Annotated in this window: 12 protein-coding genes; 11 read left to right on the forward strand and 1 reads right to left on the reverse strand. The window is 71.2% G+C overall.

What is annotated here, in order from left to right:
- Nucleotides 1-4: 4 nt before the first annotated feature.
- The 8 genes from MKK50_RS12510 (at nucleotide 5) to MKK50_RS12545 (ending at nucleotide 11260) form a co-directional block, all read left to right on the forward strand.
- Entirely contained in the window at nucleotides 5-1459 is a 1455-nt protein-coding gene (locus MKK50_RS12510) for a CheR family methyltransferase (RefSeq protein WP_499022661.1), read from the forward strand.
- Entirely contained in the window at nucleotides 1456-2013 is a 558-nt protein-coding gene (locus tag MKK50_RS12515) for a chemotaxis protein CheW (protein WP_499022662.1), read from the forward strand. The genes MKK50_RS12510 and MKK50_RS12515 overlap by 4 nt, the downstream gene beginning before the upstream one ends.
- Before the next feature lie 131 nt (nucleotides 2014-2144).
- A complete protein-coding gene (locus MKK50_RS12520; RefSeq protein ID WP_499022664.1) occupies nucleotides 2145-3845 on the forward strand; it encodes a methyl-accepting chemotaxis protein in 1701 nt (566 codons plus the stop codon).
- 24 nt (nucleotides 3846-3869) lie between these two features.
- On the forward strand, nucleotides 3870-6104 hold the full coding sequence (locus MKK50_RS12525; protein ID WP_499022665.1) for a hybrid sensor histidine kinase/response regulator: 2235 nt from the start codon (nucleotides 3870-3872) through the stop codon (nucleotides 6102-6104).
- Nucleotides 6101-7186: a chemotaxis-specific protein-glutamate methyltransferase CheB gene (cheB, locus tag MKK50_RS12530; protein ID WP_499022667.1), complete on the forward strand. Its 1086-nt coding sequence runs from the start codon at nucleotides 6101-6103 to the stop codon at nucleotides 7184-7186. The genes MKK50_RS12525 and cheB overlap by 4 nt, the downstream gene beginning before the upstream one ends.
- A complete protein-coding gene (locus tag MKK50_RS12535; protein WP_499022668.1) occupies nucleotides 7183-8916 on the forward strand; it encodes a response regulator in 1734 nt (577 codons plus the stop codon). Before cheB ends, MKK50_RS12535 begins: the two co-directional genes overlap by 4 nt.
- Nucleotides 8913-10781, forward strand: a complete 1869-nt coding sequence (locus MKK50_RS12540; protein WP_499022670.1) for a response regulator — start codon at nucleotides 8913-8915, stop codon at nucleotides 10779-10781. The genes MKK50_RS12535 and MKK50_RS12540 overlap by 4 nt, the downstream gene beginning before the upstream one ends.
- 305 nt (nucleotides 10782-11086) lie before the next feature.
- Nucleotides 11087-11260, forward strand: coding sequence for a metallothionein (locus MKK50_RS12545; RefSeq protein WP_003606929.1), 174 nt, complete (start codon nucleotides 11087-11089; stop codon nucleotides 11258-11260).
- A gap of 72 nt (nucleotides 11261-11332) precedes the next feature.
- Here MKK50_RS12545 and MKK50_RS12550 read toward each other — a convergent pair whose 3' ends face one another.
- Complete coding sequence (locus MKK50_RS12550) at nucleotides 11333-12640, reverse strand: c-type cytochrome (RefSeq protein ID WP_499022672.1); 1308 nt, start codon at nucleotides 12638-12640, stop codon at nucleotides 11333-11335.
- 218 nt (nucleotides 12641-12858) lie between these two features.
- On the opposite strand from MKK50_RS12550, the gene MKK50_RS12555 reads away from it, so the two are divergent.
- The 3 genes from MKK50_RS12555 to mobB are packed head-to-tail and all read left to right on the forward strand — an operon-like array spanning nucleotide 12859 to nucleotide 16450.
- Nucleotides 12859-13944, forward strand: coding sequence for a molybdopterin-binding protein (locus MKK50_RS12555; RefSeq protein ID WP_499022674.1), 1086 nt, complete (start codon nucleotides 12859-12861; stop codon nucleotides 13942-13944).
- Nucleotides 13941-15917 (forward strand): molybdopterin biosynthesis protein, encoded by a 1977-nt coding sequence (locus MKK50_RS12560; RefSeq protein ID WP_499022675.1) that lies wholly within the window; start codon nucleotides 13941-13943, stop codon nucleotides 15915-15917. Before MKK50_RS12555 ends, MKK50_RS12560 begins: the two co-directional genes overlap by 4 nt.
- The gene (mobB, locus tag MKK50_RS12565) at nucleotides 15914-16450 is read left to right on the forward strand and encodes a molybdopterin-guanine dinucleotide biosynthesis protein B (RefSeq protein WP_499022677.1); all 537 of its coding nucleotides are present in this window, start codon (nucleotides 15914-15916) and stop codon (nucleotides 16448-16450) included. Before MKK50_RS12560 ends, mobB begins: the two co-directional genes overlap by 4 nt.
- The last annotated feature ends 17 nt before the right edge of the window (nucleotides 16451-16467 follow it).

Consider the following 16467-nt stretch of genomic DNA (forward strand, 5'->3'; position numbering starts at 1 on the left):
GGTCGTGACGGCTCCCGTCGAGCGGCCCCGGCGCGGCGCGAGCGCTGCGGTGGATCCCGGTTTTCCGGCTCTCAAGGATCGGGTGATCGCCCGGACCGGGCACAACTATTACGAAGACAAGGACGACCTGCTCTACGACCGACTGCGCAAGCGGATACGAACGTGTGGGGTCGCCGACTGCGCTGCCTACTCAATCCTGCTCGACGGCGCCGCCGGCCGGGAAGAATGGGCCGCACTCGAGGCCGAGATCACCATCGGCGAGACCTTCTTCTTTCGCTACGCGGAGCAGTTCGCCGCCCTGCGCCGGACGATCCTTCCGGAATTGATCGAGGCACGCCGCGAGATCCGCCGCCTGCGGATCTGGAGTGCCGGCTGCTCCACCGGGGCCGAGCCGTATTCCCTCGCCATCCTCGTGCACGACCTTCTGGGCGACGCTCTTGCCGACTGGTCCGTGACGATCCTCGGCACCGATCTCAGTGCCGCCGCGCTCGCGGTCGCGCGCGAGGGGGAGTTCGGCCCGTGGGCCCTGCGCACCCTCGACACGGAGGAGCGGGCACGCTGGTTCCGCCGCACCCCCGCCCGGCCGGGATTGCCGCATGGCGGCTACGCCTTACGGCCGGCGTTTCGCCGCATGGTGCGCTTCGAGCGGCAGAACCTCCTGACCCTGATCGACGGAAGCGACCGGATGCCGGGAGGCTTCGACCTTATCCTCTGCCGCAACGTCCTGATCTATTTCAGCGCCGACCACGTCACCCGTATCGTGCGGGCGCTCGGCGAGCGGCTTAACCCGCAGGGCTGGCTCCTGATCGGGCATGCCGAGCCTAATCCCACCTTCGGGCAATGGCTGCAGCCCGTGGCCCTGCCGGGAACGGTTGCCTACCGCCCGATCGACACGCCGGCGTCCCAGCCGGTGCCTGTCCTTGTGCCCGCGCTGCCGGACATGGCGCCGATCCTGTTCGCCCCGCCGCCGGAACCCGTCGCTGCCGCCGCGCCGGCCCGGCCGGTGCCGCCCCCGAGACCGACGGCGCCCGCGATCGAGCATCCCCTGTCGCCGGGCGATCTCTTGGCCGAGATCCGCGTGCTGGCCGATGCGGGCGAAACCGCGCGGGCATGGCGCCGATTGCACGAAGAGATCGACGGCTACGCCACCGATCCTCCCTTGCGCTACTACGAGGGTCTCCTCGCCCTCGATCTCGGGCGGGAGCGGGAAGCCGAACGAGCCCTGCGGGGGGCGCTGTTCCTCGACCGCGCCTTCGTCATGGCCCATTTTCAGCTCGGTTTGCTGCTCGCCCGGGTCGGACGCCGGGGCGAAGCCGCACGCGCCCTCGACAACGCCCTGCGCCTCGCGCAAGGACTGCCGCCCGAAACGATCCTGCCGGAGGGAGACGGAGTGAGCGCCGCACGCTTGGCCGAGAGTGCACGCCGTGCCCTGGCCGGAATCACGGGCCGAGACGCATGAAGATCGGAGTGACCGCCGGGTCCGATGCCGAAGCGCGCACGGCCGTGTTGCTCGATGCCCGCGCCGCCGCGCTCGCGGCCCGAACGGTGGGGCAGGAGCGGGCGATCGAGACTGCCGCCTACCTCGTCTGCGCCTGCGGGGCGGAGCGCTACGGCCTGCCGCTCTCTACGGTCGCCAGCGTCGCGCCCGAGCGGCCCTGCACGGCGCTGCCGGGTTCACCGCCGATGCTGCGGGGCATCACGGCGGTGTCGGGGGCGATCGTCAGTGTCCTCGACCTCGCCGCCTGCCTCGGGCTGGACCCTGCGAAGGCCGATGAAGGCGGGCACGTGGTGCGTCTCCGCGCGCAGGAGCCGCCGGTCGCCCTCGCCGTCGACCGCGTGCTCGGCATCGCGCAGATCGAAACGACGCTGATGCGGCGGGCACTGGAGTCGGAAAGTCTGGGCCGCGGGCCGCTTTCGGGCTATGCACCGCCCGGCTCGGACAGGACGGGCGGGATTCCCGAGGACTTTTCCCTCGTCGATATCCGGGCCCTGCTTGCCCGCTTCATGACCTGATCGTCGCGAGCGCTGTTACGCCGAACCGGACACCGGTTCGGTTCGGCGCGCATCAAGACAGACGTTCGGAGCCGCCCGCGATGGGGGCGGCCCCGAGACCCGAACCCTCCCCCGCACCGCCTGCCGGAGCCATGTCGCCCGTGTCGATCTCGATCGGAAAACGCATCCTCCTCGGCTTCGTGGCGGCGAGCCTGATCGTGGCGGCTCTGGGCGCCTACGCATTGCGCCAAATCGGCAGCGTGCGCGACATGACCGACCTGATCGTGACCCGCGACATCGGCGTGCTGCGTCAGCTCGACGATCTCGGCAACATCGCACGCAACATGGGGCTCGTGCGGCGCAACGCAGTGATCGCTGTTCTGACACAGGCGCAGAATCAGGCGAACTCGGCCTCGACGCCGGCCCGCTCCGACGATTTCCTGGGCAGTTGGCGCCAGAACGTGGCGGAACTGGAGCGGCTCCTCAGCACCATTTCCGGTGAGGTGAAAGAGTATCAGGCTGCCGCGATCTCGTCCGAGCGCCTGGAAGCCTGGAAACGCCTCGGTGCCGTCTTCAGCGAGACGGGCGAGGCCTTTCGCCTAGTGCGCAACGCGAGCGAGCAACAGCTTCGCGCGGTGGATGCCCGCGACATCGTGCAGGTCGAAGCCCGGAACGAGGAGGTCAACCGCCTGCACGATGGCTTGCTGCGCAGCATCGCCAACGCCCGCACGGCCCTCGACGGGGTCATCGCCGCAGGGCAGCACAGCGTGAACGACATCTACCGCAACAGCCTCCTCTCCGTCGCGATCACGGTCGCCGCCTCGATCCTGCTCTCCATCCTGGTGACGGTGCTGATCAGCCGCGCGGTGGTGCGCCCGCTGGAGGACGTGATGCGCTTCGTGGCGCAGATCGGGGCCGGCGACCTCACGGGGCGCCTGAACCGCTCCGGCAACGACGAGATCGGGCGGCTCGGCGACACGCTCAACGGAATGGTCGCCGGCTTGTCCGACCTCGCCCGCACCAACCGGGCGGCCACGGCCGACCTCAACGCCGCGGCGGCCGAGATCCGCGCCTCCGCCCAGGAACAGGCCGCCAGCGTCGAGGAGCAGTTCGCCGCCGTCCAGGAGACCGCGGCGACCGTGGACGAGATCACCCATTCGGGCGCTCAGATCTCGAAGCGCGCCACCGAAGTCATTGCCACCGCCCAGGCCGCGGCGCAGACCGCGCGTTCGGGCCTGCGCGCCGCCACCGACACCGCTAAGGCAATGGATTCGATTCGTGAACAGGGCGAGGCGGTGGCGGGGAACATCGTCGCCCTCAGCGAGAAGACGCAGGCGATCGGCGAGATCATCGTCACGGTGAACGACATCTCGGAGCGCACCCACCTGCTCGCCCTCAACGCCGCCATCGAGGCGGCGGCGGCGGGCGAGAGCGGGCGCAGCTTCGCCATCGTCGCCTCCGAGATGAAGCTGCTGGCCGACCAGGCGAAGGGCGCGACCGCGCAGGTGCGCGGCATCCTCGGGGAGATCCAGCGCGGCATCAACGCCTCGGTCATGCTCACCGAGGAGGCGGTCAAGCGCGCCGCCGCCGGCAAGACCCGCACCGATTCGACCGTCCGCACCATCGAGGAGATGGCCGCGCGCGTGGAAGAGGGCGTGCAGACCTTCCAGCAGATCGTGGCTTCGACCAACCAGCAGCAGCTCGGCATCGAGCAGGTGATGGGAGCGTTGCAGAACATCCGGCAGGCGAGCCAGCAGACGGCAGCCGGCACCCGCGAGGTCGAAACCGCCTCGGCCAACCTGACCGAGCTGGCACAGGGGCTGATGGCTCTGGCCGAGCGCTACCGGCTTTAGCGGTCCGGCCGAGCGTCCCGCCGCATGGACATCCGCCAGCAGCTTCTCGCCGCCTTCGAGATCGAGCACCGCGAGCATCTCGACGCGATCCGCGCCGCCCTCGCGGCGGAGGGGCCGGTCGATTGGCACGACGTGTTCCGTCGCGCCCACAGCCTGAAGGGGGCGGCGCGTGCCGTCGATCTGCCTCCCGTTGAGGCGGTCTCGCACCAACTCGAGACCCTGTTCGAGCGCATCAGCGCCGGACAGCGCCCGCTCGACCGGGCGGCGCGGGCCGCAACTCATCTTGCTCTCGACCGGATCGAGGCTTACGTCGCCGCGACCGCGACGGGGCAAGCGAGCATGCCCGAGGACGCGCTGGCCGCGCTGAACGCCTGCCTCGACCCCGAGGCCGTCGCTTCGGAGCCCGCTCGGCCCGAGCCGGATTCGCCGCCCGCCACCTCGCCTGCCGGGCCGGCTGCCGCGACCGAGCCGACCGCCGAACCGACGCAGGCGGTGCTGCGCGTTCCCGCCGCCGCGGTCGAGTCGCTGACGCGGGCGAGCTACGGGCTCTGGACCGCGCTGCCGGGGCATGGGGCCGTCGCCGAGCGCATCGCGCGGCTCTCGGCGAACGCGGGCGCCCTTCGCCGCCGCACGGAGGCCGCCCGCCGCGTTCCGGATACCGTCCCCGGCGAGGCCGAGGAGACGGAGGTTGCGGCTTTGCGGCGGGCGCTCGCCGAGATCGAGAGCGGCCTGGCCGCCTTGTCACGCGAAGCCTCCGACCTCACACAAGGGCACAAGGCCGTCATCCTGTCCGTCGAGACCGCTGCGCGCCGCCTGCGCGAGGAAACCGAGCGCCTCGCGCTGGTGCCGGCCGAGACAGTGTTTGGCGGCCTCGCCCGCGCGGTGCGCGACATGGCCCGCTCCGACGGTCAGGACGTCGAGGTCACGACGCGCGGTCTCGACCTGCCGGTCGACCGGGCGATGCTTCAGGCGCTCAAGGATCCGGTGCTGCACGCTCTGCGCAACGCGCTGAGCCACGGGGCGGAGAGTCCGGAAAGCCGGCAGCGCCAGGGCAAGTCCGCCTCCCTGTCGATCGGCCTGACCGTCGAGGCGAAGGGCGGGCGCCTCGTCCTCGGCATTCACGACGACGGTCGCGGGCCCGACCTCGCGGCGATCGAGACGACGGGTCGCGCCCGCGGTTTGATCGCGCCGGGCGAGAGCCTTGATGCGGACGCGCTGCTCGCGCTGCCGTTCGAGCCGGGCTTCTCCACCGCCGGCGCAGTCGATGCCCTGTCGGGTCGCGGCATGGGCCTGTCGGTGGTGGCCGAGGTCGCCCGCGCGCTGCACGGAGGGGTGCAGCTCGCCCGCCGTCATCCGTACGGCACCTCGCTAATTCTCACCCTGCCGCTCTCGGCCGCGCGCCGGCCTGTGCTGATCGTCTCGGCCGGCGGCACGCGCTTCGCCCTGCCGAGCGGTGCCGCGGAAGCGCTCTCGCGGCTCGATTCCTCGGCCCTGTCCACGGTGGCGGGCCGGCCGGTGGCGCAGGTGGCGGGGGAGGGCGGAGAGAGCGTCACGCTACCGCTCGCCGAACTCGGCGAACTTCTCGGCCTCGGCATCGACCGCCCGGAGGGCGCGACGATCCCGGTGGTGCGTCTACGCGGCACGCGGGGGCGCTGCCTGCTCGCGGTCGATCGCCTGGAAGAGGTGCGCACGCTGCTGGTCCTGCCCGCACCGCCGATCGGCAGCGATCCCGCCCTCGTCACCGGCACGGTCATCCTCGGCACCGATACGCCCGCCCTCGTCCTCGATCCGGACGGACTGATCGACCGGCTCGGTCGCGCCGGCCCGCGGGCCGTCCGGCCCCCGTCGAAGGGACTTGGGGACGGCAGCGGAACGATCCCGGAAACGCGACGTTCGACGATTCTTGTCGTGGACGACTCGATCACCACCCGCACCTTGGAGAAGAGCATCTTGGAAGCGGCGGGCTACCGCGTGATCGTCTGCGTCGACGGGCAGGAGGCGCTCGACCGTCTGCGCGCGCGCATCGAGCCGGTCGATCTCGTGGTCGCCGACGTCGAGATGCCGCGCCTCACCGGCTTTGGCCTCGTCGAGGCTTTGCGCGCCGAAGAGGATTTCGCGCGCCTCCCCATCGTCCTGATGACGTCGCGCGGTGACGAGGAGGATGTGGCGCGCGGGTTGGAACTCGGGGCCGACGCCTATCTCACCAAGCAGAAATTCGATCAGCGCGAACTCTTGGACACTATCGGTCAGTTGCTGTGAACGGAGGGGCTGAGAGTCCGCGCGTACGCGTGCTGGTTGTCGAGGATTCGCTTGTGGTGCGCATCCTCCTCACCCACATCATCGCCCGCGACCCACGGCTGGAACTGGCCGGAGCGGTCGAATCCGGCGAGGCGGCGCTCGCGGCGATCGAGACCGTGCGGCCGGACGTGATCTCGATGGACATCCGCCTACCCGGCATCGACGGGCTTGAGACGACCCGCCGGATCATGGCGAGCCGGCCGACGCCGATCGTGGTGATCGCCGATTCGATTGAGGATTCCTCGCTCAAGATCTCGATGAACGCGCTTCGGGCTGGCGCGCTTTCGGTGGTCGAGAAGCCCGTGGCCACGACCAATGACGGCTACGAGGCGGTCGCCGGGCAGATCTGCACACAGTTGCGCATCATGGCCGCGGTCCCGGTCATCCGCCGCCGGCCGATCGGGGCGGAATGGAATGCGCGCAGGACGGTTCCCGCCCCCGACCTGCCGATCCTCTCCGAGTCGGAGGCCGCGCCGAGCGTGCTGGCGGTCGCCGCATCGACCGGCGGCCCGCCGGCACTCGCCAAAGTCATCGGCGGCCTGTCGGCGGATTTCCCGCTACCGATCCTTCTGGTTCAGCATATGGGCGCCGCCTTCATGGACGGCTTTGCCAGCTGGCTCGACGGCGTGGTGCCGCTCGCCGTCGGGGTAGCGCGGGACGGTCAGACGATGCAGCCCGGCCATGTCTACGTCGCCCCCGGCGACCGTCATCTCGAACTCGGGACGAACGGGCTGCTTCGGGTCAGCGACTTGGCCCCGGTCGGAGGCCAGCGCCCGGCGGCGACCGTGCTGTTCCGCTCCGTCGCCCGTCAGGCCGGCGCGCAAGGCATCGGCGTGCTGCTCACGGGCATGGGCGAGGACGGCGCACAGGGCTTGCTCGACATGCGCAAGGCCGGCGCCGCCACGGTGGCCGAGCACGAGAGCAGCGCCGTCGTCTACGGTATGCCCGCCGCGGCGGTGCGCCTCAACGCGGCGGCCCGAGTGCTGCCCCTCGACCATGTGGCGCACCATCTCGTGCGGCTCGCGCAGAGGAAGCCGGCATGACCGCGAGCACATCGCCCTCCGGCGCATCATCCGCCGCGCCCGGCCACCGGCTGCTGCTGGTCGAGGATTCGGAGACCCAGGCGCTCGAACTGAGGCTTCAGCTCGAAGGGCATGGCTTTTCCGTGCAGCGCTGCGCTACCGCCGAGGCCGCGCTCGACCTGCTCAACACCGACCTTCCCGACCTCGTCGTCGCCGACCACCACCTGCCCGGCATGAACGGCGACGAGTTCACCCGGCAGATGCGCCTGTCGCTGCGCACGCGGGCGCTGCCCGTCGTGATGCTCACCAGCGCCCGCAACGGCGAGCGCCACGGCTTCGAGAGCGGCGCCGACGCCTATGTCGAGAAGTCGGCCGACCGCGATCTCCTCGTGCTGCGCATCCGCGCCCTGCTGCGCGAGCGCAAGAGTTCCGCGACGGAAGGGCCATCGGGCGCCGCGTTCCGCCGCGGCCGGGTGCTGATCGTCGATGGCAGCGCCACCTACCGCGCCTTCTTCACTGGCCTCCTGACCCAGGAGGGCCACACCGTGGTCGCCGTGGCGGACCGCACGGGGGCGCTCGCGGCCCTCGACGAGCCCGGTGCGGGCTTCGACTGCGTGACCCTCGACCTCGTCGGCAGCGCCTATGACGGCATCGCGCTCTGTACCGAGATCGCCGAGCGCCGCATGAAGGCGCCGGAGGGCGGCGGCAACGCCTTCCCCCTCGTCGGCATGGCCGGCGACAAGCCGGACAAGAGCCTCCTGGTCGCGGCCTTCGCCGCCGGCGCCGACGACGTGGTGTCGAAGGCCGACGGCGAGGTTCTGGCGATGCGGGTGCGCGGCCTCGTCCGCCGCCGTCTGCTGGAGGAAGATAATCGCCGCATCTCCGGCGAGTTCGGCGACCGTGAGCGCGCGGTGGAGCGTGCTCGCGCCGAAGCGGAGACGGCCGCCGCCCGCGCGGCGCTGGCCGACGCACTCGGACAAGCCAACCGCGATCTGGAAGACGCTAACCGCAAGCTGACGGAGGCGCAGGCCAAGCTGGTCCAGGCCGCCAAGATGGCTTCGCTCGGCGAACTGGTCGCGGGCATCGCCCACGAGATCAACAACCCGCTCGCCTTCATCCTGGCGCATCAGGGCACGGTGGAGCGCTTGCTCGGCGAGTTGCCGCCACCCGATGCGCCCGAGGGCCAGCGGGCGCTGACCAAGGCGCGCGACCGGGTCGGCTCGATGCGCCTTGGGCTTACCCGGATTCAGGATCTCGTTCTCAACCTGCGGAAGTTCTCGCGGCTCGACGAGGGTGAGCGCGGCCTCGTCAACGTGCCGGAGGCGATCGAGACGGTGCTGGCGCTGATCCAGCACAAGCTCGGTACCCGGATCACGGTGACGCGCGACTTCTCGGGACGCGCGGAGATCTCCTGCACGCCGGCCCTGCTGAATCAGGTCGTCATGAACATCCTCGGCAATGCAGCGGATGCGATCCATGGTGACGGGACCATCACGGTGGCGACCTATTCGGATGCCGAGTTCGACATGATCCGCATCAGCGATACCGGACCCGGTATTCCCGAGGAGTTACGCGAAAAGATCTTCGAGCCGTTCTTCACGACGAAGCCGGTCGGATCGGGCACGGGGCTTGGCTTGGCGATTGCCTACAGCGTCGTTCAGGCGCATAGCGGCTCGCTGATCGTCGAGACGGCGCCGGGCGGCGGCGCGAGCTTCGTCATCGGAATTCCGAGGCAACCGGCACCGGTATGAGCAAAGGCACGATTCTGGCCGTCGATGACGAGCCGGACATCCTGATCGCTCTGGAGGACTTGTTCGAGGACGAGTACCGGGTGCTCACCTCGGCCAAGCCCGAAGAGGCGCTCGACATCCTTCGCGCCGACCCGGACATCGCGGTCGTCGTCTCCGACCAGCGCATGCCCGGCATGACCGGCGACGCGCTGCTGGCCGAGGCGCGCAGCTTCCACGAGGCGCAGGCCATCCTGCTCACCGGCTATGCCGACATCTCGGCGGTGATCGCGGCGCTCAATCGCGGCGGCATCATCGGCTACGTCGCCAAGCCCTGGGACCCGACTTTGCTGCGCGCCACGGTGCGCAATGCCTACGAGCGCCACCGCCTCGGCCGCGATCTCGCCACCGAGCGAGCCCTGCTGCGCGGCCTCTTGGACCACGCCGAGGAGGCGATCTCCTTCAAGGACGCGGCAGGCCGCTTCGTGCGCCTCAATGCGCGCAAGGCGGGTCTTGTCGGCGGCACGGTCGAGACCTGCCTCGGCCGCACCGAGACCGAGATCGCCGGAACCCCTCAGGCCCAAGAGGCGGAGGCCGCCGACCGCCGCGCGGTCGCAGCCGGTGAAGCCGGCTCGACGGTGATCGCCCGCGGCGCGCTCGGCGCCGAGCGCTGGTCGCACGTCATCCGCGTGCCGATCCGCGGCGGGGCCGGCGAGGTCACGCATCTCGCCACGATCGAGCGGGACGTGACCGAGCAGAAGAGCCTGGAGGCGCGGCTGCGCCAATCCGACAAGATGCAGGCGCTCGGCACACTGGCCGGCGGCATCGCACACGACTTCAACAACCTGCTCACCGCGATCCTCGGCAGCCTCGAACTCGTCGGCCCCAAGATCGCCGACCAGCCCCGGGTCAAGCGCCTCGTGGACAACGCCACCGGCGCCGCGCAACGCGGCTCGGCGCTGACCAAGCGGCTCCTGAGCTTCAGCCGCTCCAACGACGCCCATGCCCGGCCCGTCGACCCGAACGCGCTGATTGAGGGGATGAGCGCGCTGTTCGGCTCCAGCCTCGGCAGCCATGTGCGCGTCGTGCGGGATCTCGAACCCGACATGCCCTTCGCCCTGGTCGATCCCGACCAGCTCGAACTCGCCGTGCTCAACCTCTGCATCAACGCCCGCGACGCGATGCCGGACGGCGGCACCGTCACCATCTCGACCCGACGCGCCGAGATCGCCGACGATCCCGATCTCAAACCCGGCACCTACGCGGTCGTCACGGTCGCCGATGAGGGCACCGGCATCCCGCCGGAGATTCTGGAACGGGTCTGCGAGCCGTTCTTCACCACCAAGGCGGTCGGGCAAGGCACCGGCCTCGGCCTCGCCATGGTGTTCGGCCTCGCCCAGCAGGCGGGCGGGCGGCTTCGCATCACCAGCGAAGTCGGCCAGGGAACCCGGATCGAACTCGCCCTCCCGCGCGCCCAGAGCGCCGCCCAAGACACCGAAGAGACGACCGCCCCGGCGGTGGTGACTGCGGCAATCCCGGCCCGCATCCTCGTGGTCGACGACGACGAGGAAGTGAGGCACGTCACCGCCTCCTTCCTCAGCGATTTCGGCTACAACGAAACCGAGGCTGCGGACGGGCGCACGGCGCTGAGCCTGATGGAGCAAGGCGAGCATTTCGACCTCGTCGTGGCCGACCTCGCCATGCCCGGCATGACAGGCGTCGAGCTTGCTGCCGCGATCCGCGAGCGTTTCTCCAGCGTGCCGATCCTGCTGCTGACGGGCCATGCGGAGGCCGTGCAGATCCCCGAGGATCTGCCGGTGATGACGAAGCCCTTCGCCTCCGCCGAACTCGCGGCCCGGGTCTCGCAGCTTCTCGACACCCCAGCCTGATCGGGCATCATTCCCGCTTCACCGGCCTTGCGAGGAGTGCTCCGCCCCTCTCGGGAGCGCAGCGCACCTGATACGGTTTCCGCTCGATCCAAGCGGGGACCGGATCAGCCAGCCCGCGCGGCGCTTGAGCGAAGCCCAAATCCGCCATCCCGAAGGGATCAACCGGATTTGCTATGACACATTCGCGCCACGTCCGGCGATCCCGTGCGCGCAAGGATTGCGCTCCGCATCGGCCCGCAGGAAGATGGTTGTGCGCCGCGCTGCTTCGGGGCGCGAAAAGAATCGTCTCGAAAAGGATGACCCCGATGGCGAGCGTCGATGTCGATATGGTGAAGTGCGCCTGCCCGGACTGCGTGTGCGTGGTCTCGGTCACCAAGGCGGTGAAGCGCGACGAGAAGGCCTTCTGCTGCGACGAGTGTGCCGAAGGCCACCCCGATCACGCCGGTTGCGACCACGCCGGCTGTAGCTGCCACGGTTGATCCGTCGAATCCGGGGCCGGGCGCGGCTTAGAGTGCCTCACGAAACTCCCGCGGGAGTTTTGTGAGAGACACTCAGTTCGCCCCGGTCGGCGGCGTCGCCGTTGCATTGGCCAGGAAGCGCATCAGCGCGTCGCGGTCCTCGGCACTGTTGATCGTCTGCTCCGGCATCCGGGTGCCGGGGGTGAAGCGCGCCGGACCGAGTTCGAACAGGCGGGCGACCGTCTCCGGCGTCCAGACGATGTCCATGCCCTTGAGCGCCTCCGAGTAGCGGTAGCCCGCGACCGTCGCGATGCGCCGGCCGAAGAGGCCGGCGAGCGTCGGCCCGGCGCGGGGTGCGTCGCCGGGCGTGAGGGTGTGACAGGCGACACAGGCGCGGAACACCTCCGCGCCCCGCTCGCCGTGGAACGTAGCGAGCGCGTCCGCGGGCCGGGGCATGGCGAGGGGGCCGATCGGCTCGCCGGTCGCGGCGTTCCAGCGCCGCACGAGGCGGTCGCCCCCACCGGTGACGAGTTCGCTCCCATCCGGCCGCCACACCACGGACCAGACCGGAAGGCCCGGCCCGACCAGCGTGAACAGGATCTTTCCGCTCGCCCGCTCGATCATCGCGACGGTGCCGCCCGCGCTCGCAGCGGCGATCCGGGTGCCGTCTGGCGCGGGCGCCAGCGCGATCACCGGAGCAGGGCCGAGTTCGACCTCTGCCCGCACCTGCCCGTCGGGCGCGAGGAACCGCACCGTGGCATCCGCCCCCGCCGCGGCGATCTCGCCATCCCCGGTCACCGCCAGCGCGCTGAGCGCGCTCGGAAGCGTCACGGTCGCGGCCGTCTCCCCCTGCGGCGTCCAGATCCGCACGCTTGCGTCCGCTCCGGCCGTGATGAGGCGCCCATCGGGCAGGAAGGCGACCGCGTTGACGTTGCCCCTGTGTCCTTCGAGAACCCGCGCCGGCCCGCCCGCCAGGGGCCAGATCCGCGCAGTGCCGTCCCAGGCGGCGGAGGCCAGTATGGTGCCGTCGGGCGAGACGGCGAGCCCGGCGACGGGGCCGGCATGTCCTTCGAGCACGCGCTCCGGCTCGGCCTGTCCCAGCCGCCACAGGGCGATGCGCCCGTCCTCCGAGGCGCTGGCGAAGCGCCCGTCGGCGAGGGCCGCCACGGCGTTCACCGCGCCGTCGTGGAAGCGCAGGACGCTCAGCGCCGCGCCGGCCTCGAGACCCCAGACGATCGCCGCCTGATCGAACCCGCCCGAGACCGCAAGGCGACCGTCGCCGGTCACGGCCAGCGCCCGAACCGGCCCGCCGTGGCCGCGCATCTGCGCCGCCGCGGGCACCGCGAGCAGAAGGGCTGCGATCAGACCGAGACTCCGCGTCGCCCACATCGGTATCTGCATCCCACTCCGTTTCCCCGGCGGACCATACGCGACCGGTCGGGACGCCGTCCGCCCGCCGGAGGTGAGGGTTTGTGTCTCAGGCGCCGGAGGGGCGGAATGCAAAACCTTGATCCGCGCCCGGCGATGGCGCATCGCTCGCGGCGATGACACAGGACGGAGCCTCACGCATCTTCGCCGTTCGGCCCGCCGCATTGCCGGCGCGCGCGGACGCCTGAGTGATGCGCGCGCCCTCTGCCGCCCTGACACCGCTCGCCGACGCGCTCGCCCTGCTGCTGCGCCTTGCCAAGCCGGTCGTGCCGCGATCGGTGCCGCTGGATCGGGCGGCCGGGCACGTTGCCGCGACATCGCTCACGATCGCCCACGACATCCCGGCCGGGCTCACCGCCCTGCGCGACGGCTTCGCGGTGGACGCCGCGCAGGTCGGCGGCGCCTCACCCTACGCACCGGTGTTGCTGCCACGCGCACCTGTTTGGGTCGAAGCGGGCGAGCGCCTGCCGCCCGGCACCGACGCGGTGCTGCCCGCCGAGGGGGTGGAGCACCGCAGCGCCGTGGCGGAAGTCGGTCCGGGCGAGGGCACCCGCGCTAAGGGCGAGGATTTTTCCGAAGGCGACACCCTCCTGAGGGCAGGCGAGCGGATCGCACCCCGCCACCTTCTCGGCCTTGCTGCCGCGGGGTTTTTCGAGGTCACAATTCGGCAAGCCCGGATTCGCCTTGTGGTCACGGGGGCGCCGGACTTCCTGTCGCCTCTTCTCGGCGCCGTGATCGCGCGGGCGGGCGGCCTCACCGAGACCGTGGCGGTGCCGGTTGACCCCGAACCGATCGCCCGCGCCATCGCGGCCGAGGGAGCGGATGCGGTGTTCGTCCTCGGCGGCAGCGGTTTCGGGCGTACCGACCGCAGCGCCGAAGGTTTGGCGCAAGCCGGCGGCGTGATCGCGCATGGCCTCGCCCTGCGGCCCGGCGAGACGGCGGGGATCGGCGAGGCCGGGGATCGCCCGGTTCTGCTCCTACCCGGCGGGCCCGATGCGGCACTCGCGGTTCTCCTGGCGCTCGGTCGGCCGCTGATCGCGGCCCTGACCGGCGCTGTCGAACCGGCCCCGCGGACAGGGCCGACCGCGCGCAAGATCACTTCGACCGTCGGACTTGCGGAGATCGTCTTCGTTCGCGTCCAGGGGTCGGAGGTCGAACCCCTCGGCGGGGCCGATCTTGCCCTGCGCCGATTGATCGAGGCAGACGGAATCGTGCTGGTGCCGCCGGAGCGGGAGGGTTACCCGGCCGGCAGCGTGGTCGAGGTGGTGCCGCTGTGAGCGCGGATCGCGAGACGGACTTCGCCCGGCGCTTCGCCGCGGCCGCCCGGCAGGAGCAGTTCCTGACGGTGATGAGCCGCGAGGACGCGCATGCCGCTTTCCGCGCGGCGGTCCCGCACGTGGCACTGCCGCCGGAGACCTTGCCGCTGGCCCAGGCGCTCGGGCGGGTGCTCGCCGACGACATCGCCTCGCCGATCGACGTGCCACCGTTCGACCGCGCCCTGGTGGACGGCTTCGCGCTTCGCGCCGCCGATACCGAGGGCGCCAACGCGGCGCGGCCCCGCCGGCTCGCCCTCAACCGCGAAATCCTGGCCTGCGGCGTCGCCCCGACGCTTCCCGTCGCCGCCGGCACCGCGACGCCGATCGCCACCGGCGGCATGATCCCGCGCGGGGCCGACGCGGTGGTAATGGTCGAGCAGACCGAATTCTTCGAAGCCGACCTGGCCATCGACGTGACGGGTCCGGTCCGGCCGGGGCAGTTCGTCGGCTATGCCGGCGCCGACATGGCCTCCGGCGAAACCGTCCTGCGAAAAGGTGCGGTGGTGACTGCCCGCGAGATCGGCATGCTCGCCGCATGCGGGCTCGCCGAGATCGCAGTGGTGCGCCGCCCCCGCGTCGCCGTGCTCTCGACGGGCGACGAACTGGTCGCCCCGGGGGCGGAACTGCGACCGGGCGCGATCTACGATTCGAACGGCGCCATCGTCGCGGCCTCGGTCGCCGAGAATGGCGGCGTGCCGGTGCCGCTCGGCATCGTCCCTGACGACGAAGCGGCGCTCGGGGTCGCCCTGCGCGATGCGCTGGCGCGGAGCGATCTCGTCGTGCTCTCCGGGGGCACCTCGAAGGGCGCGGGCGATGTCTCGCACCGCATCCTGTCGCGGCTCGGCCCGCCCGGCATCCTCGTCCATGGCGTCGCGCTGAAACCCGGCAAGCCGCTCTGCCTCGCCGTCGCCGAGGGCAAGGCGGTGGTGGTGCTGCCGGGCTTCCCGACCTCGGCGATGTTCACCTTCCACGAATTCGTGGTGCCGCTGGTGCGCGCCCTCGCCGGCCTGCCGCCGCGGGAGGAGGAAGCGGTATCGGCCCGCCTGCCGCAGCGTTTGACCTCCGAACTCGGCCGCACCGAATTCGTGATGGCCTCGCTTGCGCAAGCGCGTGACGGCCTGGTCGCCCTGCCGCTGCCGAAAGGCTCCGGCTCCGTCACCGCCTTCTCCCAGGCCGACGGCTTCTTCGCCGTGCCCGCCGCGCGCTCGGGCGTCGAAGCGGGTGAAACGGTCTCGGTGGTGCGTCTCGGGGCCGGCGTGCGGCCGCCGGACCTCACGGTCATCGGAAGTCACTGCATCGGGCTCGACCGGGTGGTCGGTCTGCTCGCCGCGCGTGGTTTTCGCGCCCGCACCGTGTGGGTCGGTTCGGCCGGGGGACTGGCGGCCCTGCGCCGCGGCGAGTGCGATCTGGCCGCCATGCACCTGTGCGACCCGGAGACCGGCCGCTACAACGCCCCCTTCCTCGAACCCGGCATGACACTCGCCCTCGGTTGGCGCAGGCTCCAGGGCGTGGTGTTCCGCACGGGTGACGCCCGCTTCGAGGGCCGAAGCGCCGCCGACGCGGTGAGCGCGGCGCTGACCGATGCGGAGGCGGTGATGGTCAACCGCAATGCCGGCTCCGGCACCCGGCTCCTCGTGGACGGCCTGATCGGCGCGGCCCGGCCGGCCGGTTTCTGGAACCAACCGCGCTCGCACAACGCCGTCGCGGCGGCGGTGGCGCAGGGCCGGGCCGATTGGGGGGTCGCGATCGCGAGCGTCGCCACGGCCTACGGCCTCGGCTTCCTGCCGCTGGCGCAGGAGCATTACGATTTCGCCTACCGCAAGGCGGATTGCGAGAAGCCCGCGCTCGCAGCCTTCCTGGCGCTGCTCGGGACCGCCGAGGCGGATGCGGCTCTCCACGAACTCGGGTTCGAACCCGGCGGAGGCGAATCGTGAGCAACCTGCGCATCATCGGCCTTGCCGGCTGGAGCGGAGCGGGCAAGACCACGCTGCTCGCCCGCCTCATCCCCGTGCTCGTCGCCCGCGGGGTACGGGTCGCGACCCTCAAGCATGCCCACCACGCCTTCGACATCGATCATCCGGGCAAGGATTCTTTCGTCCACCGGCAGGCCGGGGCGAGCGAAGTGATCGTATCCTCCGCCCGGCGCTGGGCGCAGATCCGCGAGGTCGAGGAGGGTGCGGAAGCGACCTTGCCCGAATTGCTGCGGCGGCTGACACCGAGCGGTCTCGCCCTGGTCGAAGGCTTCAAGCGCGAGGCGCATCCGAAGCTTGAGGTGTTCCGCGCGGCCAACGGCCGTCCGCCCCTGCACGGAGACGACCCGCGCATCGTCGGCATCGCCAGCGACGCGCCCTTCCCGCAGGCGACGGTGCCGGTGGTCGGGCTCGACGACGTCGAGGCCATCGCCGATCTCGTGATCGCGCGCGCCGAGGCGCTCGAGTCCGTGCTCGCCCGGCTGGAAAGACCCTAGAGTATCGTCCTGGATAT

It is taken from the genome of Methylobacterium sp. J-043 (assembly GCF_022829505.1).
Taxonomy (GTDB): domain Bacteria; phylum Pseudomonadota; class Alphaproteobacteria; order Rhizobiales; family Beijerinckiaceae; genus Methylobacterium; species Methylobacterium extorquens_A.